At 57.6% G+C, this 22938-nt stretch carries 24 protein-coding genes and 1 pseudogene; 14 read left to right on the top strand and 11 right to left on the bottom strand.

Annotated elements, in window-relative coordinates:
- Positions 1–55 precede the first annotated feature (55 nt).
- Positions 56–1612 carry a helicase HerA-like domain-containing protein gene (locus tag VDP61_RS15235; protein ID WP_323007719.1) on the bottom strand — a complete coding sequence of 519 codons (1557 nt, stop codon included), beginning with the start codon at positions 1610–1612 and terminating at the stop codon, positions 56–58.
- A 97-nt stretch (positions 1613–1709) separates the two neighbouring features.
- Between VDP61_RS15235 and VDP61_RS15230 the strand changes: the two genes are divergently transcribed.
- Both VDP61_RS15230 and VDP61_RS15225 read left to right on the top strand, forming a co-directional pair.
- On the top strand, positions 1710–1937 hold the full coding sequence (locus VDP61_RS15230) for a hypothetical protein (RefSeq protein ID WP_323007718.1): 228 nt from the start codon (positions 1710–1712) through the stop codon (positions 1935–1937).
- Between the two features lie 215 nt (positions 1938–2152).
- Complete coding sequence (locus VDP61_RS15225) at positions 2153–2836, top strand: invasion associated locus B family protein (protein ID WP_323007717.1); 684 nt, start codon at positions 2153–2155, stop codon at positions 2834–2836.
- A gap of 146 nt (positions 2837–2982) precedes the next feature.
- Here VDP61_RS15225 and VDP61_RS15220 read toward each other — a convergent pair whose 3' ends face one another.
- The 4 genes and pseudogenes from VDP61_RS15220 to VDP61_RS15205 form a co-directional block, all read right to left on the bottom strand.
- Positions 2983–4191, bottom strand: a complete 1209-nt coding sequence (locus VDP61_RS15220) for a beta-ketoacyl-[acyl-carrier-protein] synthase family protein (protein ID WP_323007716.1) — start codon at positions 4189–4191, stop codon at positions 2983–2985.
- Positions 4188–4451 carry an acyl carrier protein gene (locus VDP61_RS15215; protein WP_323007715.1) on the bottom strand — a complete coding sequence of 88 codons (264 nt, stop codon included), beginning with the start codon at positions 4449–4451 and terminating at the stop codon, positions 4188–4190. Before VDP61_RS15215 ends, VDP61_RS15220 begins: the two co-directional genes overlap by 4 nt.
- 24 nt (positions 4452–4475) lie before the next feature.
- A pseudogene (locus VDP61_RS15210) lies at positions 4476–5550 on the bottom strand (UDP-3-O-(3-hydroxymyristoyl)glucosamine N-acyltransferase).
- A 48-nt stretch (positions 5551–5598) separates the two neighbouring features.
- Entirely contained in the window at positions 5599–7242 is a 1644-nt protein-coding gene (locus VDP61_RS15205; protein ID WP_415233417.1) for a L,D-transpeptidase family protein, read from the bottom strand.
- Positions 7243–7546: 304 nt separating this feature from the next.
- Here VDP61_RS15205 and VDP61_RS15200 point away from each other — a divergent pair, with 304 nt between their 5' ends.
- Positions 7547–8113 carry a YcbK family protein gene (locus VDP61_RS15200; RefSeq protein ID WP_323007713.1) on the top strand — a complete coding sequence of 189 codons (567 nt, stop codon included), beginning with the start codon at positions 7547–7549 and terminating at the stop codon, positions 8111–8113.
- Positions 8114–8302: 189 nt separating this feature from the next.
- Here the strand turns inward: VDP61_RS15200 and VDP61_RS15195 are convergent, their stop codons facing one another.
- Complete coding sequence (locus VDP61_RS15195; RefSeq protein ID WP_323007712.1) at positions 8303–9052, bottom strand: RlmE family RNA methyltransferase; 750 nt, start codon at positions 9050–9052, stop codon at positions 8303–8305.
- 12 nt (positions 9053–9064) lie between these two features.
- Complete coding sequence (locus VDP61_RS15190; protein ID WP_323007711.1) at positions 9065–10204, bottom strand: Ppx/GppA phosphatase family protein; 1140 nt, start codon at positions 10202–10204, stop codon at positions 9065–9067.
- A 247-nt stretch (positions 10205–10451) separates the two neighbouring features.
- Between VDP61_RS15190 and VDP61_RS15185 the strand changes: the two genes are divergently transcribed.
- The 11 genes from VDP61_RS15185 to VDP61_RS15135 all read left to right on the top strand — a co-directional run bounded on the left by VDP61_RS15185 (position 10452) and on the right by VDP61_RS15135 (position 19723).
- Positions 10452–10748, top strand: coding sequence for a virulence factor (locus VDP61_RS15185; protein ID WP_323007710.1), 297 nt, complete (start codon positions 10452–10454; stop codon positions 10746–10748).
- Between the two features lie 47 nt (positions 10749–10795).
- Positions 10796–11728 carry a methylenetetrahydrofolate reductase gene (locus VDP61_RS15180; RefSeq protein WP_323007772.1) on the top strand — a complete coding sequence of 311 codons (933 nt, stop codon included), beginning with the start codon at positions 10796–10798 and terminating at the stop codon, positions 11726–11728.
- Between the two features lie 15 nt (positions 11729–11743).
- On the top strand, positions 11744–12724 hold the full coding sequence (locus VDP61_RS15175) for a methyltetrahydrofolate cobalamin methyltransferase (protein WP_323007709.1): 981 nt from the start codon (positions 11744–11746) through the stop codon (positions 12722–12724).
- Positions 12725–12773: 49 nt separating this feature from the next.
- Complete coding sequence (locus VDP61_RS15170; protein ID WP_416236545.1) at positions 12774–12995, top strand: N-(5'-phosphoribosyl)anthranilate isomerase; 222 nt, start codon at positions 12774–12776, stop codon at positions 12993–12995.
- Between the two features lie 90 nt (positions 12996–13085).
- Positions 13086–14009 carry a DMT family transporter gene (locus VDP61_RS15165; protein WP_323007707.1) on the top strand — a complete coding sequence of 308 codons (924 nt, stop codon included), beginning with the start codon at positions 13086–13088 and terminating at the stop codon, positions 14007–14009.
- A gap of 86 nt (positions 14010–14095) precedes the next feature.
- Positions 14096–15217 carry an OmpP1/FadL family transporter gene (locus VDP61_RS15160; protein ID WP_323007706.1) on the top strand — a complete coding sequence of 374 codons (1122 nt, stop codon included), beginning with the start codon at positions 14096–14098 and terminating at the stop codon, positions 15215–15217.
- A gap of 127 nt (positions 15218–15344) precedes the next feature.
- The gene (locus tag VDP61_RS15155; RefSeq protein WP_323007705.1) at positions 15345–16229 is read left to right on the top strand and encodes an ATPase; all 885 of its coding nucleotides are present in this window, start codon (positions 15345–15347) and stop codon (positions 16227–16229) included.
- Positions 16230–16335: 106 nt separating this feature from the next.
- Entirely contained in the window at positions 16336–17253 is a 918-nt protein-coding gene (gene metA, locus VDP61_RS15150; protein WP_323007704.1) for a homoserine O-acetyltransferase MetA, read from the top strand.
- A complete protein-coding gene (locus VDP61_RS15145; RefSeq protein ID WP_416236544.1) occupies positions 17228–18187 on the top strand; it encodes an alpha/beta fold hydrolase in 960 nt (319 codons plus the stop codon). The genes metA and VDP61_RS15145 overlap by 26 nt, the downstream gene beginning before the upstream one ends.
- 56 nt (positions 18188–18243) lie before the next feature.
- Complete coding sequence (gene ppk2, locus VDP61_RS15140; RefSeq protein WP_323007702.1) at positions 18244–19113, top strand: polyphosphate kinase 2; 870 nt, start codon at positions 18244–18246, stop codon at positions 19111–19113.
- Complete coding sequence (locus VDP61_RS15135; protein ID WP_323007701.1) at positions 19106–19723, top strand: TetR/AcrR family transcriptional regulator; 618 nt, start codon at positions 19106–19108, stop codon at positions 19721–19723. Before ppk2 ends, VDP61_RS15135 begins: the two co-directional genes overlap by 8 nt.
- 42 nt (positions 19724–19765) lie before the next feature.
- On the opposite strand, the gene VDP61_RS15130 is transcribed toward VDP61_RS15135, so the two are convergent.
- The 4 genes from VDP61_RS15130 to VDP61_RS15115 form a co-directional block, all read right to left on the bottom strand.
- The gene (locus tag VDP61_RS15130) at positions 19766–20842 is read right to left on the bottom strand and encodes an ABC transporter ATP-binding protein (protein ID WP_323007771.1); all 1077 of its coding nucleotides are present in this window, start codon (positions 20840–20842) and stop codon (positions 19766–19768) included.
- A 14-nt stretch (positions 20843–20856) separates the two neighbouring features.
- A complete protein-coding gene (locus VDP61_RS15125) occupies positions 20857–21663 on the bottom strand; it encodes an ABC transporter permease (RefSeq protein ID WP_323007700.1) in 807 nt (268 codons plus the stop codon).
- Positions 21660–22550, bottom strand: coding sequence for an ABC transporter permease (locus VDP61_RS15120; protein ID WP_323007699.1), 891 nt, complete (start codon positions 22548–22550; stop codon positions 21660–21662). Before VDP61_RS15120 ends, VDP61_RS15125 begins: the two co-directional genes overlap by 4 nt.
- Positions 22551–22650: 100 nt before the next feature.
- Positions 22651–22911 (bottom strand): hypothetical protein, encoded by a 261-nt coding sequence (locus tag VDP61_RS15115; RefSeq protein ID WP_323007698.1) that lies wholly within the window; start codon positions 22909–22911, stop codon positions 22651–22653.
- Positions 22912–22938 lie beyond the last annotated feature (27 nt).

Genomic DNA, 22938 nt, shown 5'->3' with positions numbered 1-22938 from the left:
CTGTCTGAGGATCATATCCAAAGGCTGTTGCGTGGCAAATCACGCGCCCTGCCTCTCATCGCCGCTTGAACAGCGACCCCAGAATTCCGCGCACAATTGCTTGCCCGCTTTTGCCGCCCAATTGCCGCGCAAAGGACTTGGCAAAGGCCTCGCCCACAGAATCAGAGGCGCGTTTGCGCGTTGTCGCCTTTGGCTCTGACCTGCGGCCCCCATCATAGCGTCGCGCCGAATTGAATTCGCGTTCTTCTTCCTTGGCATCTTGCGCGGCTTTGGCCTCTGCCGCCTCAGCCGCCGCCGCCTCTTTGGCTGCAGCATCAGCCCGCGCCTGCAACCGTTCAAAGGCCGAATCGCGGTCGATCTCGGCCTCATATTTCCCGGCAATCGGTGAGCCTGCCATCAGCATTGCCCGCGTGCCGGCATCAATCGGCCCCAACTGGCTGCTGGGGGGCCGGATCAAGGTACGCTCGACCACCCCCGGAATCCCTTTTTCTTGCAAGAATGAGGTGACAGCCTCGCCAGTCCCCACCTCTTTGATCGCGTCCTCGGTCGAAAAGCGCGGATTCTCGCGGTAGGTCTGCGCCGCCAGCCGCAAATCCTTTTGGTCGCGCGGCGTAAAGACCCGCAATGCGTGCTGCACGCGATTGCCAAGCTGCGCCAAAACATCATCCGGCACATCGGCTGGCTTTTGCGTGACAAAGAAAATCCCGACCCCTTTGGACCGGATCAGACGCACCACCTGTTCCACCTTGTCCACCAAGGCTTTGGGCGCGCCATCAAACAGCAAATGCGCCTCGTCAAAGAAAAACACCAGTTTCGGCTTGTCGGGGTTGCCCACCTCGGGCAGCTCCTCAAACAATTCCGACAACAACCACAGCAAAAAAGTCGAATAAAGTCGCGGCGCGGCCATCAACTGATCGGCGGCCAGAATGTTGATACGCCCGCGCCCCTCCGTGTCCAGCCGCATCATATCGGCAAGCTCCAGCGCGGGTTCGCCAAACAGGTTCGCCCCACCCTGATTTTCCAACACCAAAAGCCGACGCTGAATCGCCCCGATGGAACTGGTGGAAACCAAGCCGTAGCTCGCACTGATCGCCGTCGCATTCTCGGCAATAAACGTCAGCATGGCGCGCAGATCTTTCAGATCATACATCGGCAAGGCTTCATCATCGGCCATCCGGAAGGCAACATTCATGACCCCTTCTTGCGGCTCTGTCAGTTCCAGCAAGCGCGACAGCAGCAAGGGGCCCATCTCGGCTACCGTTGTCCGGACCGGATGGCCCTGCTTGCCGTACAGATCCCAAAATGTGACCGGGAACGCCGCGTAGGTCAGATCGAGCCCGATCGTCGCCGCCCGTTTGCCGAAGGCCGCGTGCAGCTTGTGGCCCTCTGACCCCGGCAAGGCGATCCCTGAAAGATCTCCTTTCACATCAGACAGGAATACCGGCACCCCGGCTGCCGAAAACCCTTCGGCCAAGATCTGCAGCGTCACGGTTTTTCCGGTTCCCGTGGCCCCCGCAATCAACCCGTGCCGGTTGCCATAGCCCAGCAACAGGCTTTGCGGATCGCCATAGCCCTCGCCGCCACCTCCAACAAAAATACCAGTTTCAGCCATCCCGAAATATCCCTCTCTGCCGGTCGCTGCTTTCGCTGCAGCCCTTGGTCCAATACTGCCAAAATACATTTTTGACGGCGCTGTGCCAGCATCGTTCTTGGCGATCATGGTTCCGGGCGTGCTGGCCTGGCCTTTACCAGCCAAACCGGCCGCAGCGTTGAAAATACGCCGTTTTCTTCACCTTTCCCGCCAGGGTTTGCATCGCGATTTCCTGTTGACGCTTCATGCAATAGGCCTTAAATTGTCTTTCAATGAAGTCGGCCAGTCCGACAGGGAGCAAAAAAATTCAGATCAAGGGCCGGTTCGCCGGCCCTTTATTTTTTGAAATGCGGCGTTTTTCTATTGCCCGGTGATGCGCATCATCCGGTGGCCGCAGCAGGGCTTGGTGGCAGCGACGCCTGCCCAAACCCTGCTGTGATGCGCGAAAATCTGCCGTCATCCATCGTCATCCTAAACTACCCTGCCTTGGCTTCAATTCGGGCCTGACTTTCCTCAAAGCGCGTGGTATTTGCCGTTCAAACCATTGAAGGACCGAACCGAATGCCTCTGACCAAAACCGCACAGCTTCTCGCAACTACCCTCTGTCTGTTCATCGGCACCGCGGCCTTTGCGCAAGACGCAGCCACCACGCCCGAGGCCCCCGCCCCGGAAACCACAGCCCCCGAAACCACAGCGCCTGCGGCTGATGCCGCCGCTGCCCCTGCGGCGGTCGCGCCCGGCTTGTCGATGGGCAAGGAAGAGGGGGCCGCTAACGATGGCATCGGCTCTAGCTATTCGGCTGGCACATTCGGTGCTTGGGAACAGACTTGCATCAAAACCGAAGATGGTTCCGATCCTTGCCAACTTGTTCAGCTGCTCAAGGATGGCGGTGAAAACCCGGTTGCCCAATTCATTTTCGCCAGCCTTCCCGCCGACCATCCCGCCAGGCCAAAAGCGGTTGCTGGCGCTGATATAATCGTACCTCTCGGCACTCAACTGACTGCGGGTCTGTCACTTTCAGTGGATGGCGGAACTACCCGCAAATACCCTTTCTCATGGTGCGAGCAAATCGGCTGCATCGCCCAGATCGGCTTTACGCAGGCCGAACTTGACGGCTTCAAAAAGGGCAAAGAGGCAAAGCTCACACTTGTTCAGGTGTTCTCTCCTGATAAAGTCGAATTGACCATCTCGCTTGCCGGTTTCACCGCGGGCTTTGACGCTGTCAACAAAGCCAACGGCAACTAAAGCAATTCGCACCCAATCTGATTTAGGTTGGGTGCAAACCCGGACACGCGCTTTTTGAGAGTTTTGGGTTTACCCGGCCGCGTCAGGTTACCTGCAAACAGCCTTTTCGGCGCAGGGCGGCGAATGCCGCCCACCTTGCGGTCAGGTTACACCCGACCCAGCGCCAAAACCGCATTCAACCCGCCAAAGGCAAAGGCGTTTGAAAGCGCCACCTTCACCCGCACCTGACGCGCGACATTGGGAACCACATCCAGCGCGCAGTCCGGGTCCGGTTGTTCATAGCCAATCGTCGGCGCGATAATTCCATCGCGCACCGCCATGATACAGGCCAATAATTCCACGGCCCCCGTACCCCCAATCAAATGCCCATGCATGGATTTGGTCGAGGACATCATCACCCCATCCGACTGCGGCCCAAAGACATCGGCCACCGCTGCACATTCTGTCTTGTCATTCGCCGCGGTTCCGGTGCCATGCGCGTTGATATAGCCCACATCCCCCGGCGTCAGCCGCGCATCCTTTAACGCGCCAGCAATCGCCCTTGCCGCCCCTTGCCGCGAGGGCATTACGATGTCGGCCGCGTCCGAGCACATCGAAAACCCCAGAACCTCGGCCAAAATATCGGCGTTGCGGTTGCAGGCGTGTTCATATTCCTCGAATACAAAAACCGCCGCCCCCTCGCCCTGCACCATGCCATTGCGCGTCAGGCTGAACGGGCGGCAGCCATCTTTCGACATCACGCGCAGGCCCTCCCACGCCTTTATGCCGCCAAAACACAACATAGATTTTGACCCGCCGGTCACCATTGCCCTGGTCATCCCCGACCGGATCATGTGAAAGGCCTGCCCCATCGCATGATTTGAACTGGCGCAGGCGGTGGCGACGCTGAAGCTTGGGCCACGCAGGTTGAACGCGATAGAGATATGGCTGGCGGCGGCGTTGTTCATCAGTTTTGGCACCACAAACGGATGCACCCGGTTTTTACCCTCGGCATAAACCGCGCGATAGCTTTCATCCCAGGTAGTGACCCCCCCACCAGCCGTGCCAAGCACAACGCCCGCTTCATCACCCAGCCCGCCGTCAAAATTCAGGCCCGATTGCGCGATTGCCTGCCGCGCCGAGACCAGCGCAAACTGGGTAAACCTATCCAGAAAAACAAGCTGTTGGCGGCTGAAATGCGCCTCGGCATCCCAGCCATGCACCTGCCCCCCGATCTTGATCGAGAGCCGGTCAATCTCGGGAATTTCCAGCGCGGTTATGCCACAGCGCCCCTCTCGAAGGGCTTCAAAGGTGCCGCCCACATCTTGCGCCAGTGCGTTCACGGTTCCCGCCCCGGTGATCACAACCCGTTTCATGCGCGGCGTTGATCAATCAGGCCCTGAACGGCGGCGGCAATTGTCGCGACCGATGTCAGGTCAAACCCGGTTTGCTGCGGCGTGTTGGCATTGAAAGGCACCGAGATATCAAAGGTTTCCTCGATCGCAAAGATCGCTTCAACCACGCCAAGGCTATCCACCCCAAGGCTTTCCAACGTGCTCTGCGCCGTGACATCCGCAGGGTCAAGCCCGGCTTGCTCTGCAATGATGGCGCGCACCTTGTCTTCTACCGATTGCATCCTATTCCCCTTTGCCCAAGCGCCTTATCCGTTCTTGTCAGGCGTTTGTGACAGATTCTTCATCACTCGCGGCAATCTGCGCAAGGCCTTTTGCATTTCCAGATGGGTCTCCATCTTTACCGCAGGATAGCCCAGCAAAACCCGCCCCGCAGGCGCATTGGTAAAGATTTTGGTGCCACCACCGGCAATGACATCATCGCCGACAAAAATATTGTCATTCACCCCGCATTGCCCCGCCAGAACCACACGATTGCCAATCCGGCTTGATCCGGCAATCCCGACCTGCCCGCACAGCAAGCAATCACGGCCCACCTGCACATTATGCCCAATATGAACCAGATTATCGAGCTTGCTGCCGTCGCCAATACTGGTATCACGGATCGTGCCACGGTCAATACAAGCGTTTGCACCAATTTCTACATCATTACCGATACTTACGGCACCAAGTGAATGTATTCTCACCCAGCTTTGCGCCGTGATCTCGTCACGCTGTCCAAGCGTTTTACGAATTTCCTCGACCCCGGATTTTTCCGGCGTCACAAAAAGAAAACCCGTCCGCACCAATCACGGCACCGGGTTGGCAGATGAAGCGATCTCCAATCACCACCCGCGCGCCGATCCGCGCGCCTTGCAAAATCAGCGCATCCGCACCAATCTGCGCCCCCTCGGCGATGGACACATGGCTGGCAATCCGGGCATTCGGCCCGATCACAGCCCCTGCAGCAATAACCACGAATGGCGCAATCGCTGCCCCTGCACCAATCACCGCTGTCGGGTCAATCACGGCCATGGCATGCACCCCCGGCGCAATTGCCGGGCCAGCGTCAAGAATACGCGACAGCCCCGCCATCGCCAACCGTCCACGCGGCGCAAAAATCGCGGCTTTCAGCCCCAGCGCCTGCCAATCGGCCCCCGGCCACAGCAGCGCGGCCACCGCGGCCCCCTGGCCAAGCCCTTCGGCGTATTTCGGGTCCATCGCCAGGGCAAGATCACCCAGACGCGCCAGGGCCGGCTCGGCTGCGCGCGCAATTTGCAAAGAAAGGTCCCCGGCCGCCTCTGCGCCAAGCGCCTTGGCAATCTGTGCGATAGTGTGACCCATTTCCGGCTCCTTCCAAATCAGGCCAACCCAGCCCGCTTGCGCAAGGATTTAGCCCTGATACGGCCCCAGCACCACCCCGGCTTCTTGCAACGCGCGGAAAATCGTCGCGTCACGCCCATAGATATCGCGGCGATACTCTATCCGCCCTTTGCCCGACGGATAGGCCGTGAAATAAACCAGATGCACCGGCACCGGCACATCCAGCATGACGGTGGTTTCACGCCCGGTCGTCAGATGCGATTTGAACAGCCCAACCGGATCATCGGTCTGCGCGGCGAGCAAGGCATAGGCGAAATCAAAAGGGTCGCTCAGCCGGATACAGCCGTGGCTGAACGCCCGCACCTCACGCGCAAAGAGCGATTTTGACGGCGTGTCATGCAAATAGATGTTGTACTGGTTTGGAAACATGAATTTCACCAACCCCAGCGCGTTGCCGTCTGATGGCGGCTGCTTCATCGCAAACGGAAAGTTGCGCGCCGTATAGGCCGCGAAATTGATCGCACTGCGCGGCACAACCCGGCCTCGGCTGTCGATGATTTTCAAATGCCCCGCCGCGTTCGGGTTTCGCTTCATCATCGGAAGGTATTCTTTGGTCGTGATCGAACGGGGAATGTTCCACGTTGGATTGATCACCATGAATTCCATCAGATCCGAAAATTCCGGCGATTGACGATCTGCGGCCCCTGCGCCGATGACCGATCTCGTCGTGAAAGTGACCAGGCCATGATCGACGATCTTGGCGGTGAAATCGGTCAGGTTCACCCAGATATGGCGGGGCCCGCGCTCTATATTCATCCAGCGTTCGCGTTCCATGGCAACGACGACCGCCTCCAGCCGTTCCTGCGGCCCGATGTTCAGTTGCTCTATGGTGCTGGCCCCTGCTGCGCCATCGGCCTCCAGGCCCATATCGGCCTGAAACGCCTGCACAGCCTTTTGGATAGAGGCATCATAGCTGGCCGTCACACTGCGCGGCAGATAGTTCAGCGCCACCAAACGGTCACGCAATTGCAAAACCGCTGGCCCGCTGGCCCCCGGCTTTAGCGCGCTTGCCGAGATTTTGGGCCCCCAACCGCCCGAGGCCACGCGCTGTTCCAGCTCAAACTTGGCGCGCATCAGTTGCGCATAGGCCTGGGTTCGCGGCGGCAGCGATTTCAGAAACGCCACAGGCTCGCCAGCCAGAAACGACTCGAGGTTGGCCCGCCGGTCGCGCAACGGCACCTCGCGCTTGATCAGCCCCAACACCTTGCCCGGCGTCAGCGCACCGGTTTGCACATCATGCGCATAATCCAGCAGCGCGCGGGTCATCAGCACTTCCAGCCGCCCACGGTCGCCTTCGGTGCGCGCATTGCGCGACAGCGATATCAGCGTGGCCGGATCATAGCGTTTGACCGGCAGGCCATGCGCCCCGGCCCCCGCCAAGGCCGCAAGCAGCGCCGAGCGCCGGGCCTCATGGCCTTCGCCGGTCCAGATCGGGGCATAGTTGGAATCACGATAGAATTCGGCAATCACTTTGTCATCAGACGCGGCTGCGGCAACCGATTTACTGAACGGGCCAATCTCTGTTGCCACCGAAAATGAAATTTTGGTCTGCGCGTTACCCGGTAAAATGGCACCACCACACAGGAGGGCAGAAAGTAAAACAGTCTTTGCTCCACGGGTCAAAACAGGACGGAGCGTAATTCTTTTAATCATGACATCCTCTAGCAGCAGCCTAACCCCTTTAAAATTCACCAATATGCGGTAGCTGTCCACATACTTCCCCGTGGAAAGGGTACAAACTGTCGCATTCCCGCAACGTGGCTTTATTTTGCCACAGTTTTAGCGACCCGGCCCGATTTAAGCAAATTTTTGCCTATTGGGCGCCATGTTGGGAACCATGGCAAATCTTTACTTGGGTTGCGATTCTTCCTGTGCAATAAGGCAAGGGCACTTGGGATAAGTAGCAGTAAAGACCACCATAAGGTGGTAGAATACCAGCGACGGGACAGGCGCTTAAATGACCGATAGTATGACGATGATCTCGCGGCGTGGGCTGCTTGGTGCTTTTGCGGCAACGGCTTTGATCGCAACACCAACCTTCAGCAACGCTTTTGGCTTTTTGCGTGGTGCAGGCGATATTCGCCGTATTCGCATGTATTCCGGGCGAACCGGTGAAAGCATCGACACAATTTACTGGGTCGATGGTGATTATATCAAAGACGCCCTGAAAGAAATCAACCACTTCATGCGGGATTGGCGGACCGGAACATCGACCAGCATTGACGCGCGCACAGTGGATATCATGGCTGCGTCGCATCGGCTGATGGACGTGTCTGAACCCTATATGATGCTCTCGGGGTATCGCAGCCCACAGACGAATGCGATGCTGCGCGGCAAGTCACGCGGTGTTGCCAAGAATTCGCTGCATATGCGCGGGCAAGCCGCCGACCTGCGGTTGAAATCACGCAGTATCGGCCAGATGTCAAAGGCTGCAGCGGCCTGTGCATCCGGCGGGGTTGGCAGCTACAGCCGATCCAACTTTGTGCATATGGATTGCGGCCCGGTTCGCACCTGGCGCGGCTAAGGCCCTGAATACCATCGACAGACCCTGAAAAAGGCACCCAAAGGTGCCTTTTATCGTATCTGGGGGGCATATGTGAAAAGATGCTCGGTTAAAACCCTGCAGCAATTCGGCAAAAGCCTTAATCGCCGCTAACCTGCCGCGCTTGGGGCACCGGCGATCAACACTGGATCACGTCTTTTCCAAAACGCTTTATGCTTCTGGATCTTGGCCGCCCGTATCCGCCGCCATCGCCGCACGCCCACGAAACCCCATCGCCACCACGAATTTTTCAGAACTGTCCGAACGGCTTGCGGCTGGCTTTACATTCGCAACCTTCTTGAAGTTCCTTTTCAACTCATTCAGCATGTGAAGCTCGGCCCCGCCCGCCAGAACCTTGGCGACAAAGGTGCCGCCCTCATCCAGCACGTCAAAAGCAAATTCCAATGCCGCTTCCACCAGCGCAATAATCCGCAAATGGTCGGTGCCCTTGTGCCCCGAAGCCGAGGCCGCCATATCCGACATCACCACATCGGCATTGCCCCCCAGCCAGCCTTTGACCAGCGCATCGGCTTCCTCGGACAGGAAATCAAGTTGATGGATCTGCGCGCCTGAAATCGGTTCTATCGCCTGCAGATCCACGCCCAGAACCGTACCCACCGGCTTTTTCGGGTTCTGCCCCAGCGCATTCACCCGCGTCACCGCGATCTGGCACCAGCCCCCCGGCGCACAGCCAAGGTCGACAACCCGCGCGCCAGGCACCAAAAACCCGTATTTCTCATCCAGCTCGGCAATCTTGTAGGCTGCGCGCCCCCGAAAGCCCTCTTTCTTGGCGCGGATCACATAGGGGTCGTTCAATTGCCGTTCCAGCCACAGGGTCGACGACAGTTTCCGCCCCTTTGCCGTTTTCACCCGCACGCGCAGATCGCGCTGGCCCCGGCCTGATGTGTTCTTTTCAGTCATCGCATTACACCATTATTCATAAGGCCCATCCGTCAGCACGCCATCCGCGCTCATCTGGGCATAGAGCAACCCTTCGCGCAGGCCCCGATCCGCAACCGACAAGCGGTCCGTCGGCCAGACCCGCATCAAAGCTTGCAAAATCGCGGCCCCCGACATGATCAGACTGTGCCTGTCACGCCCAATTCTGGGGTCGGTCCGCCGCCCCTCTGGCCCCAAAGCCAGATATTCACGGATAACCGTGTCTATCTGATCCGACGACATGCGCAACCCGTCTACTTTGGCCCGGTCGTAGCGTTTCAAGCCAAGGAAAGACGCCGCAACCGTTGTTACCGTGCCGCTGGTGCCAATAATCTGAAACCCGTCGCGGCCGTTGTCATGATTATAGGGAGAGAAACTTGACAGGTTTTCCTCAAAATACCAACTCATCAGTGCAAACCGTGCGGCGTCATCCTCGACATCTGCAAACTGGTCTTTCAAGGTCGCAACCCCAAGCGGCACTGAAATCCAATCCACGACCCTTGCCTGCCCCAAACCCTCGGGCTTGAACCCCGCATGCAGCCGCATGATTGCGCGCGACCTGTCTTCCGGCTCTACCTCGGTGACATCAATCCATACCAATTCCGTAGAGCCGCCGCCAATATCGACGATCAGCAATTGTTCGGTCTTGGCGCTGACCAGTGGCGCGCAAGAAATCACCGCCAGACGGGCCTCTTCCTCGGGTGTGATGATTTCAAGCTGAAGCCCTGCTTCGCGCCGCACCTGCCGAATAAAATCGCGCGCGTTTCTGGCCCGGCGGCAGGCCTCGGTGGCGACCAGACGCATCCGTCTGACCTGATATTTCTCCAGCTTTTTTTGGCAAATGCGCAGCGCCTGTATTGTGCGCACCATCGAGCCACGCGAAAGCCTGCCCGAGGCTTCAAGCCCCGTGCCCAGTTGAACAGTCTTGGAAAAACTGTCCACAACCTGAAACTGGCTTCCCCGCGGTCGGGCAATCAGCATCCGGCAACTGTTTGTGCCAAGGTCAAGCGCAGCATAAAGCTGCCCAGACCCAAGCAGAAGGGAGGCAGACGGTTCGACCTGAGCATCCTCGGCATCACCTGCATCAAGTAGCTTCGGGATCGCGTCCTCCTCCCGGGGACGCTCGGGCGTCATATTGCGCCCTCCATACATTGTTGCCCCTATGGTATCCGGCCCCAACGCTCCACGCAAGCGCCCATCCACCCTCATAAAGAACATGAAGATTATGGCCCTTTGCCCCCATCGCAGACCGCGCCAGCGACTGCTATCAAGCGGCCAGAGAGCGACAGGTCGCTCTCAGCCGTTTTGGTGTCGAAAAACGTCAATGCCGGTGAAGGGTAATCGCTAAAAGGGGCCAAGAGGCTCAGGGGGGAATCACAAGATGCCAGAGGTAACTATCGTATACTGGCGGGACATTCCGGCACAGATCATCGTTGGTAAGGGACGGTCTGGCTCCAAGGTGCAATTGCCTGAACGATTTGAACAGGCAATTGACCGTTGCGCGATGAAAATCGGCGCAAAAGACGCCGATCTTTACCTTGCGGAATGGCGCAAGGCCACGCCCTTCAAGGTTGAAGGCGAGCCTGCCGAGGTGGCGCGCGCCGAGGCCGACCGGCTTGATGCTGAATTTGACAAAGACCGCCTCAAGCAACTGATCGACAATTCTGGCTGGGCCTGAGGCCCGTGGAAATCAAACCTGTGACCAACAAACTTTGGGAGAATGTCGTGGCTCTTTTCAACTTCAAGCGTGACGCTGCCGTTTCACCTGCGGGTGCGAGCACCACCTCTTCTCAGGTCGAGGCGCTCTTGCACGATTACTCGATTGAGGTGATGCCGCGCACCGCCGAAAAGGTCGAGGATTTCCGCGATCTGCTGCCCCAGCACACCCGCGTCTATATCGCCCATATCGACGGCACACCGATTGAGGAGATGGTCAGCACCGCCAAGCGCCTGAAGACGCAAGGGTTTGATGTAATGCCCCATTTCCCGGCCCGTATCATCGCCGACCGCGCCACGCTTGCCGATTGGATTGCCCGCTATCAGGCTGAGGCAGATGTGAAACAGGCCCTTTTGCTTGCGGGCGGCGTCAGCACCCCGGCGGGTGAGTACCACAGTTCAATGCAACTGCTGGAAAGCGGCTTGTTTGACGGGTTTGAGCGGCTGCACGTTGCGGGCCACCCCGAAGGCAATCGTGACATTGACCGCGACGGCGGCGACAAAGCCGTGATGGAGGCGCTGAAGTGGAAACAGGCGTTTTCCCAGCGAACCGATGCCAAAATGGCGCTGGCCACCCAGTTTTGTTTTGAAGCCGGCCCCGTGATCAAATGGGCCGACCGCCTGGCGGCAGAAGGCATCGACCTGCCGATCCATATCGGCGTGGCAGGCCCGGCCAAGTTGCAAACCCTGATAAAATTTGCCATTGCCTGCGGCGTTGGGCCCTCGCTGAAAGTGCTGCAAAAGCGGGCGATGGACGTGACCAAGCTATTGCTGCCCTATACACCGACCGAGTTTGTTACCGAACTGGCCGCCCACAAGGCCCGTCACCCCGATTTCGGTATTCAATCCGTGCATTTCTTCCCGCTTGGCGGTATCAAAGCCAACGCCACCTGGGCTATTGAAAACGGCGGAAAATCTGCTGTTCCGGCCTCACACTCTTAAGAAAGTAGTTTAACTATGACCCGTACTGTCGTTGAATCCCAAACAAAAACGGTAATCATCGGTTTTGACGAACCCTTCTGCGTGATTGGTGAACGCATCAACCCCACCGGGCGTAAAAAACTTGCGGCGGAACTTGAAGCCGGAAATTTCGAAACCGTGTTGCGCGACGCGTTGGAGCAAGTTGCTTGCGGTGCCTCGATCCTTGACGTGAATTCCGGCGCGGTTTTCACCAATAAAATGGCGGTCGACCCACGCTATGCTGACAATAACTTTGTCGAGCCGCCCTTGATGCATGAACTCATCACCCGCATCCAGGCCATCACCGATGCGCCTTTGTGCATCGACAGTTCCGTTCCCGGCGCGCTGGAAGCAGGTCTGAAAGCTGCAATCGGGCGCCCGTTGCTGAATTCGGTCACAGGTGAAGAAGATCGCTTGGAACTGGTGTTGCCGCTGGTGAAAAAATACAACGTCCCCGTGGTTGCAATCTCCAACGATGATACCGGGATCTCCGAAGACCCCGATGTCCGCTTTGCCGTTGCCAAAAAGATTGTAGAGCGCGCCGCCGATTTTGGCATCCCGGCGCATGATATCGTGGTCGATCCGCTGGTGATGCCGGTGGGCGCAATGGGATCGGCGGGCCAGCAGGTGTTTACCCTTGTGCGCCGCCTGCGTGAGGAACTGGGGGTGAACACCACCTGCGGCGCGTCCAACATCTCATTTGGCCTGCCGCAGCGTCACGGGATCAATGGCGCCTTCTTGCCCATGGCCATCGGTGCGGGCATGACCTCTGCCATCATGAACCCCGTACGTTTGCAGGAAATGGAAGCGATTCGCGCCGCCAACTTCCTGATGAACCACGATGCAAATGGCGGTGAATGGATCCGCTTTGCCAAGGTGATCGAAGCGGTTGAGGGCGGCATGAGCTTTGCCGAGGCCTCTGCCTCTATCGGTGCTGCGGGTGGGCGTGGTGGCCGTCGCGGCGGGCGGCGGAGCTGATTGCGTTAGCGATGAATTAACCATGGGCCTGCATAATGGGCCCATGGAAGTGACCCTGAAAACGCATGCAGACCATTGGCTGGCACAGCTTTTTGCCGCCAAGGCCGTTGCAAATGGTGGCGTGATCCGGCGGGATCGTCGCTGGGTCCGGCGTGAGATCGGTAAAGAGCGTTTTATCGCCGAGGTGCGCCAGCGTGGCTTTCATCTGATCGAGGCCGGAGAACAATGGCTGGTGATCTGCACGGCAAGCCCGCTGCGGCGTCTGTGCTGACCACCTCCGATTTTTCGTCGAAAAATCAGAATTTTCGTAGAAAATTCGTGGGTGCTGGACAATCGCACATTCCCAAGCCATCAACGCCGGATGAGTGAAGCCAACCGCCCCCTTGCCGCCGCCCTCTGGATGATCGGCTCTATCACCGCTTTTACAGGCATGGCCGTGGCAGGGCGCGAAGTCTCATCCGTACATGATACGTTTGAGATCATGACATGGCGCTCGCTCATCGGATTTGTGATCGTCTTGGCGGTCGCAACGGTTACCTCGCGGTTGCATGAGGTAAAGACCAACCGTCTGCACCGCCACTTGCTCCGAAACCTGACGCATTTCACCGGGCAAAATCTCTGGTTCTGGGCGCTCACCATGATTCCGCTTGGTCAGGTGTTTGCGCTTGAATTCACCTCCCCCATCTGGGTTATCTTGCTGGCCCCGATCTTTCTGGGTGAGAAGCTGACACGGCCCAAGCTTATCGCCGCCGCATTCGGCTTTGCAGGCATCCTTGCCGTCGCGCGCCCGGATTTTTCAACTTTTGACCCCGGCATCGCCGCTGCCGCCCTTGCTGCATTATGCTTTGCCACCACCAATATCGCCACAAAATCGCTGACCCGCCACGAATCCATCATCTCTATCATGTTCTGGCTGACCGGCATGCAGCTTGTGATGGGGCTTGCCATGGCGGGTTATGATGGCGATATCGCCTTGCCCACCGCCCAATCCCTGCCATGGCTGGTGCTGATCGGGCTTTGCGGCCTGACCGCGCATTTTTGCCTGACGTCTGCACTGTCGCTTGCCCCGGCCAGCGTTATTGTTCCCGTTGATTTCATTCGGCTTCCGGTTGCGTTTTCGCTTGGCTGGTTTCTCTATGGTGAAGGTCTGGACCTTGGCCTGATCCTTGGTGCCGGGCTTATTTTGATTGGCATCACCCTGAACCTGCGGGCAAGTGGTGCCGCGGCAAACCGTGCATTGTTGCAACAACCCATGCCGCCCAAAGCCATGACGCGGCGTAACTAATTGACCGATGCCTGCCCCCTGTCTAACGCTAATTCACAGGGCGCGCATTCGCCGCATCACGGGGACAGGTTCGGGGAGGAACTACCATGAAAAAAATCGTAACAACGCTGGGTGCTGTCGCGCTTTCAGCCAGCGCAGCACATGCAGGCGGCATTGATCGTTCGGGCCAAGGTCTGGGCAACCTGTTTGAAAAAGGTCGCCATATCGAATTTACCTTTAGCCGCGTCAACCCAAAGGTTTCGGGCAACGATGTCGCCCTCTTTGGCGGAAGGCCTTCTGGCGATGTTGCCAACAACTTCAACCAGCTTTCTTTCGGCTATAAATATGATGTGAATGATCGGCTTTCTTTTGCGATGCTGGTCGATCAACCTTTCGGTGCCGATGTCGCTTACGGCACCACATCTGTTGCTCTCGGCGGCACCAAGGCAGTCGCCAAATCTACCGCCCTGACCGGCTTGCTGCGCTACAAGTTGGAAAATGGCTTTAGCGTTCATGGCGGCCTCAGCGCACAACGTGCCAGCGCCGATGTCACGTTGCGCGGCGCGGCTTATGGCGGGCTTAGCGGCTATAATGTTGCCCTCGCCAGCGATTATGGCATCGGATATGTCGCCGGTTTTGCGTATGAAAAGCCAGAAATCGCTCTGCGGGTCGCGCTGACTTATCGCTCGGCCATCAAACATGATTTTGATACGGTTGAGAAGATAGGTGCTGTGCAGGTTTCCCTTCCCGGCGCAATCACAAACGTAAAAACCCCGCAGTCGGTCAACCTCGACTTCCAAACCGGTGTTGCCAAAGACACGCTGGTTTTCGGTCAGATCCGTTGGGTGGATTGGTCAAACTTCAAACTGGCACCGACCTTCTTTGCCGGGACACCCGGCAATGCTGACGGCTTGGTAAACCTTGAAGACAGCATCACCTACACTTTGGGCGTTGGCCGCAAATTTACTGAAAACTGGTCCGGTGCCTTCTCGGTTTCCTATGAGAAGAAGGGCAAGCCACTTGTCTCGCCGCTGGCCCCGACCACCGGCAAGCTTGGTGCCACCCTTGCTGCCGTCTACACCAAGGATAACATGAAAATCACCACCGGCATCAACTATACCAAACTGGGTAATGCGATGCCGGAAACCGGAACCCCAGATGTCGCCCGCGCCAATTTCACTGGCAACAAGGCTATCGGCGTCGGCGTCAAGGTTGGTTTCAGCTTCTAATTCCACCAATCCCACAACGCCAAGGCCCCGCAGCCATTGCGGGGTCTTTTCCTTGGCAGAAGCAGAAAAGGCGTGAACTCTGCCGCGGCCCACGCTAACACAGCCAAAAGGAATGACGGAGCCGCATATGTATTACCCATCCGCCGAGGCATGGCACAAGGATACGGCCAAGCGCGTACTTTTGTTCGGCATGTCCGGGCTTGGCAAAACCTATTTGTCCAATATGCTGCGCGATCAGGCCGGCTGGTTTCACTATTCCATAGATTACCGCATTGGCACCCGCTACATGGGCGAATTCATCGCCGACAACTTCAAACGCGAGGCGATGAAAGTGCCGCTTTTGCGTGAGCTGTTGATGACTGATAGCGTCTATATCGCCTCAAACATCACCTTTGAAAATCTGGCGCCGCTGTCCACCTATCTTGGCAAACCCGGCAACCCCGATCTTGGCGGCGTTGCCTTTGCCGATTATTGCGCAAGGCAGGCGCAGCATTGCGACGCCGAGAAAGCCGCCTTGCTGGATACCGAGCGTTTCATCAAACGGGCCGTTGATCTTTATGGCTATTCCAATTTCATCTGTGACAGTGGCGGCTCTATCTGTGAGGTGGTCGATGCCGATGATCCCACTGACCCGATCCTGACGGCCCTGTCGCGCAACCTGCTGCTGGTCTGGATCGAAGGGTCCGACGCGCATCGCGCCGCCCTGATCAAACGCTTTGATCGCGCCCCCAAGCCGATGTATTATCAGCCGGAATTTCTGCTGCAGGTTTGGCAGGATTATCTGGCGGAACAAAGCCTGACAGAAACACAGGTAAACCCCGATGCGTTTTTGCGCTATGGCTATGCCCGCCTGCTTGACCATCGGCAACCGCGTTATGCGGCAATGGCGAAATGGGGCGTCAGCATCACCGCCGATGAGGTCGCCCAGGTCAAAACCCCCGATGACTTTACCGCGCTGATTGCCACCGCGATTGACCGCAAGACCGACGAAAGTGCTGCGACTTTAACTTGAGCCGTAACGCATTACATAACGCTGTGACTGCTTTGATTTCAGGCCGCGATATATGCGTCAGTTGCAACTGAAGCCGCCTGCTGCCTATACGTACCGGAGACTTTTCATGCCCATCACCCTGCCCCAGGATCTGCCCGCCTATGACGTCTTGTCAAAGGAAGGTGTCATGGTCATTTCCCCCGATCGCGCCAGCCAGCAAGATATCCGGCCGCTGCGTATCGCCCTGCTTAACCTGATGCCGAAAAAGATTCAGACTGAAAACCAATTCGCCCGCCTGATCGGGGCCACGCCTTTGCAGATTGATCTGTCCCTGATCCGCATGTCCGAACATCAGACCAAAAACACCGCAGCCGAGCATATGGAGGCCTTCTATCGCCCATTCCAAGAGGTGCGCGATGAAAAATTCGACGGCCTCATCATTACCGGCGCCCCGATTGAGCATTTGCCCTTTGACGAGGTGACCTATTGGCAGGAGTTGCGTGAGGTGATGGATTGGACCCAAACCAACGTCCATTCCACCTTTGGCGTGTGCTGGGGCGGTATGGCGATGATCAACCATTTCCACGGCATTGATAAACACATGCTGCCCGCCAAGGCCTTTGGCTGTTTCCGGCATCGCAATCTTGCCCCGACCTCACCGTTTTTGCGTGGGTTTTCCGATGATTGCGTTATCCCCGTTTCGCGCTGGACCGAGATGAAACAGGCCGAGATCAACGCCGCGCCCGGCCTTCGCACCCTGCTTGGCTCCGACCAATCCGGCCCTTGTCTGGTCGAAGACCCCGGCCACCGCGCGCTGTATATCTTCAACCATTTTGAATATGACAGCGACACGCTGAAACAGGAATATGACCGCGATATCGCCAATGGCACCCCGATCAATGTGCCGATGAACTATTACCCCGATGACAATCCCGCGATGAAACCGCTTAACCGCTGGCGCAGTCATGCCCATCTTCTATATGGCAACTGGATCAATGAGATATACCAGTCAACGCCCTATGATATCATGCAAATTGGCAACTAGCCTAATCATCGCCAGCCTCGCCTTCGGCGGATGCGCTGCCTTCGTGGACCAGCGTGCCCATAAGCGCGAGAGTCAGGCTGAAATGGATTATCCGCCAACGGGCCAATTTGTCACCGTTCAAGGGGCGCGTATCCATGTTGATGTGCAGGGCAGCGGCCCCGACCTGGTGCTGATCCACGGTGCCTCGGGCAATAGCCGCGATTTCACCTTTGATCTGGTGGAGCGGTTGAAATCCGACTTTCGCGTTATCAGCTTTGATCGCCCCGGCATGGGCTGGTCGCAGGGCCTGCCCGGCACCGATCTTAGCCCCTTGGCCCAGGCTGATGTCCTGATCGCCGCCGCCGGCCAACTCGGTGCGACCCGGCCGATTGTATTGGGCCATTCCTATGGCGGTGCTGTCGCAATGGCCTGGGCGCTGCGCGCAAACCCGGCCGCGTTGATCATTGTGTCAGGGGCCACCATGCCCTTTCCCGGTGATTTGGCGCTGTGGTACAAAGTTACGGCGTCAACGCTTGGCGGGGCCGGAATTGTACCCCTGATCACCGCCTTTGCGCCTGAAAGTCGGGTTGAAACGGCGCTGTCGGATATATTCACCCCCCAATCCGCCCCCAAGGGCTATGCCGACTATATCGGTGCGGGCCTTACCCTGCGCCGCGATTCCTTGCGCGTGAATGGGCGGCAGGTCGATAATCTCAAGCCGCATCTGCTGCTGATGGCCCCTGATTATCCACGGCTCAGCCTGCCGGTCGAAATCATCCACGGCACCGCTGACACCACGGTGCCGATTGATATCCACGCTATCCCGCTGTCAAAACGCCTGCCAAACGCCCGTCTGACCGTGCTTGATGGCGTTGGCCACATGCCGCATCATTCCAATCCTGATGAAATCATCGCCGCCATCAAACGCGCAGCCAGCCCCAGATCAAGCCCCTGATTGCACCCACCCGCGCAACCCGCCATACTGATCAAAATCACAGGATGGAGCGTGCAATGGACCTGCCTTTCGACGGCGCTATCAGTAAATTTCTGGCCGAAGAGGCACCCGAAGATATCCGAAAAGTCGTGCAAAAGGCTGATAAGGATGACATTCTTTCCACCGATTACCCCTATAAACGCGAAATGAAGCGCAAAGACTATGACGAGACGATGCAAGATTTGCAGCGGCAGCTTGTGCGCCTTCAGGCCGATATCAAGGACAGCGGCAAACGCCTTGTCGTGGTCTATGAAGGGCGCGATGCCGCTGGCAAGGGTGGTACAATCGCCGTCACCAGCGAAAACCTGAATCCGCGCATGGCAACTGTGGCGGCACTGGCAAAACCCTCTGACCGCGAAGCGACACAATGGTATTTTCAGCGCTATGTCGATTGGTTGCCCGCCGCCGGGGAAATGGTGTTGTTTGACCGTTCCTGGTACAATCGCGGCATTGTCGAGCATGTCTTTGGCTTTTGCACCCCCGAGCAACGCGAGCATTTCTTTGCCCAACTTCCCAGCTTTGAACAGATGCTGGTCGAGGAAGGGATTGTTCTGGTCAAGCTTTGGCTTAATGTCAGTCAGGCCGAACAGCTTCGCCGCTTCATCGCCCGTGAAACCGATCCGTTGAAACAATGGAAACTGTCTTGGGTGGATGTCGAAGGGCTGCGCAAATGGGATGAATATTCCGCCGCCATTTCCGAAACCCTGAGCCGCAGCCACACCGCCGTGGCACCCTGGACCGTGATCCGCGCCGACGACAAGAAACGCGCCCGGATTGCGGCCATTCAAACCGTGCTGCATGCCGTCGATTACGCCGGCAAGGACGTAGAAAAAATCGGCCAACCCGACCCTGCCATCTGCGGCACCCCCGATCTGATAAATGTCTAAGCGCGGCTATCATCACGGCAACCTGCGCCAAGCCCTGGTCGAGGCGGCGCTGGAGCTGATCACCGAGAAAGGCCCGCAAGGCTTTACCCTGTCCGAGGCCGCGAAAGAGGCCGGCGTCACCCCCGCCGCCGTCTATCGCCATTTTGCCGGCCGCGATGATCTGATCGCCGAAGGCGCGCGCCAGGGCTATGAGGTATTCGCCGCCCTGATGGAATTTGCCTATAATGACGGCAAACCCAGCGCCCTCGCGGCGTTTGAGGCCACTGGCCGCGCCTATCTGGCCTTTGCCCGCAAGTATCCCGGCCATTATCAGGCGATGTTTGAAAGCGGGCTGTCGCTGAACGCATACCCCGAACTTGCCACTGTTGCCGCCAAAGCGCGCGGCGTGATGGAACGCGCCGCCGTCCAATTGTCGAAACAACTTCCTGCCGAAAAGCGCCCCCCCGCTTCGATGTTTTCCGCCCATATCTGGGCGCTCAGCCACGGCGTTGTGGAACTTTTTGCCCGCGGCTCTCCGGGTGCCAAAAGCCCTTATCCGCCCGAGGACTTGCTGGAAACCGGCATCGGCATCTATTTGCGCGGGTTGGGGCTGCTGCCGCCAGATCGGTAAATGCAACATCGGGCACGCAAGCCCGAGTCACGGTGAAACGCCTTAGCGAAACAGTACCAAAGCCCCGGCTGACCAAGCCACCCGCGTCCGCGTCCCGATATCCAGAACCGGGCGGCCAAAAACATTGCGCATAGAGATGCGTATCGGCGTTTCGGACCCGTCCAGCTTTACGTCATAATAGGTCATGTCCCCGAAATAGACCACCTCATCAATCGTCGCCATGGCTTCGCGATCATTGGCAACTTGCCCTTCGAACAAAATCGTCAACGTCTCGGGGCGAAAGCCCACAACGGCGCCGTCACCCGAGGCGGCCCCCGGCGCTTGCTCGGCGTCAAGGCTCAGCTTGCCAAAGCCCTGCGCCTCAACCTCAATCTTGCCGCCTGTCTCGTTGACTATTCTGGCGGGCAAAAAGTTCATCGTCCCGATGAAATCGGCAACCTTGCGGCTGTTAGGGCGGCGATACAGGGTTTCTGGGTCGGCCAATTGGGCGATTTCACCTTCAAACATCACCGCGATCCGATCCGACATCACCAACGCTTCTTCCTGATCATGGGTGACCAGAATGAAGGTGATCCCGACCTGCCGCTGAAGCCGGATCAATTCAACCTGCATCTGCTCGCGCATTTTCTTGTCCAGCGCCGACAAAGGTTCATCCAGCAGCAAAACCTTTGGCTTCAAGATCAGCGCCCGCGCCAGGGCCACCCGCTGCCGCTGCCCACCGGAAAGGGCATGTGCCGCCCGGGCACCGTAGCCTTTCAGCCCGACCATATCCAGCGCCTCCGCCACCCGCGCTGCCAGATCTGCCTTGGAAAGCCCGGCCCGGCGCAGGCCAAAGCCAACATTCTCGCCCACGCTCAGATGCGGGAAAATCGCGTAGGACTGGAACACCATATTGGTGGGGCGCTGGTTTGCCGGCACCCCCGCCATATTCTTTCCGTCGATCATCACAGCGCCGGAACTGATCCCTTCAAACCCGGCAATCGTGCGCAGCAGCGTGGTCTTGCCGCACCCCGAAGGCCCCAGCAGCGAGAAAAACTCACCCGCGCGGATTGTCGCGGTGATGCCGCGCAGCGCGTGATAATCGCCGTAATATTTATGCACGTCCTGAAACGCGATCATGGTAGGGGTCTCGGTCACAGGAAGCCTCCGGTATCTTTTCCGCCCGATTTCGCGATGCCACGGCGGCGGAAATATTCAGCAATGGTCAGCAAGATGATGGAAAGGCACACAAGAACCGTGCCCAGTGCCATGATCACCGGCACAGCTTGCGGGAACCGGAACTGCGAGAAAATGAACACAGGCAAGGTCGGTTCTGTACCGGCAAGGAAAAAGGCGATGATGAACTCATCCAGGCTGATGGTAAAGGAGATCAGCAAGCTGGAAATGATGCCCGGCATTACCAAAGGCAGAATGATCAGCCGAAAGGTCGAAGCGGCGGATTCGCCAAGATCATAGGCCGCCTCCTCCAGGCTCTGGTCCAAGGATTGAAAGGCCGAGGACAGAATTGCAATGGTAAACGGCGTGCAAATAAGCACATGCCCAATAATCACTGTCCAAAGCGAAAGGTTCACCCCCAGCCCCAGCAGCACCACAAGCAAAGACACCGCTACGATAATCTCGGGCAGCACCAGGGGCAACATGATCAACCCCATCAACCCCGCCTTCATCGGAAAGCGGTAACGGGTCGAGGCGCGCGCGGCGAAAATGCCCAACGTGGTCGACAAAATCGCAGAGGTCACCGCGATGAACAGCGAATTCTTTACAGCAATGCTAAGCGTTGGTTGTTCCAGCATCGCCGAGAACCACCGCGTTGAAAATCCGGTCAGCGGGAAGGCAATCACCGTCGCATCATTGAACGCAAACATCGGCAAAATGATGATCGGCGCATAAAGGAACAGCAAATAGCAAATGGCATAGACCTTGAACCAACCACCCTTCATTGTTTCGGCCCTCTCAGATAGCGCCGGTTCAAACCGACAAAAATCAGGCTTACCAAGGTAACAATGGCCATCGCCGATACTGCAATCGCCGAGCCCAGCGGGTAATTATCCAGCTTCAGATATTGCAGCTGGATCAGGTTTGCGACCATCCGCCCTTCTGGCCCACCAACCAACTGCGGCGTAACATAATCACCGATTGTCGGGATAAAGACGATCAACACCGACGCAATCACCCCCGGCATCGCCAAGGGCAAGGTAACGCGCAGAAACGTCATGAATTTCGACTCGCCCAAATCCTGACCTGCCTCAAGCAAGCTGCGGTCAATCTTTTCCAAGGCCACAAAAATCGGCAATATTGCAAAGGGGGCATAGGCATGCGCCAGGGTGATAACCACCGAGTTCACGTTATACAGGATGAAATCCAGCGGCTGGTCAATAACACCAAGGCCAATCAGCCCCGAATTGACCACGCCATTATAGCCAAGGATCACCTTCCACAAAAACACCCGGATCAGATAGCTGGTCCAGAACGGTATGGTGATCAGGAACAACCACAGCGATTTCTTTGAGGCATCAACATGGAAGCTGACAAAATACGCGATCGGAAAGGCCAGAAGAACCGTGGCCAAAGTCACGACCATCGCCACAAACAAAGAGCGCAGCATCACCGAACGGTACAGCTCATTCGTCCAGGCTTCGATGTAATTGGCAAGGGTAAAGTCGCGGATAATCTCCAGATAGCCATCGGTCAGAAAGCTGTACAGCAAAATTGTGCCCAAGGGCGCTGCCAACATCAAGATTGCATAGAGCGCCGTCGGGCTGATCATCAGCAAACCGTTGGCGGCCTCGGTCTGCCGCCACTTGCTCCATCGCGATTGTGCGCTCATTCGGTCAACCTACCCCATCCCGCCTGCTTTTGACAATTTGTTGCACAGCTTTCAGCCTGAGGAAAGAGTGGAATTCAGCCCCCCGGCTGTGCAGCCCAGATCAGATCTCGATACACTCCAACGCGATGGCGCGCTTGCCGGCTTCGGTGATCAGCGCCGGCACAACTTTCAGCGCGCCGACCGCATGGCGCAGCGCATCCGACAAATGTGCTTCATTGACCGCCGCACCAGACACCCGCCAGACCAACCGGCGGCTGATACCGTCGTCATAAACCACCTCGGTGTCCCCATTACGGCCCTTGCGAAACCCAAGAAAATCCGCACTGCCGTTGGGCGCATGAAAACCAGTTTGATATCCCATTTTCGGGTCTCTTTTTATACCTGCTGC

Origin of the sequence: Pseudorhodobacter sp. (genome assembly GCF_034675685.1) — a bacterium.
GTDB lineage: Bacteria > Pseudomonadota > Alphaproteobacteria > Rhodobacterales > Rhodobacteraceae > Pseudorhodobacter.
This window is presented reverse-complemented; position numbering and strand designations above follow the sequence as displayed.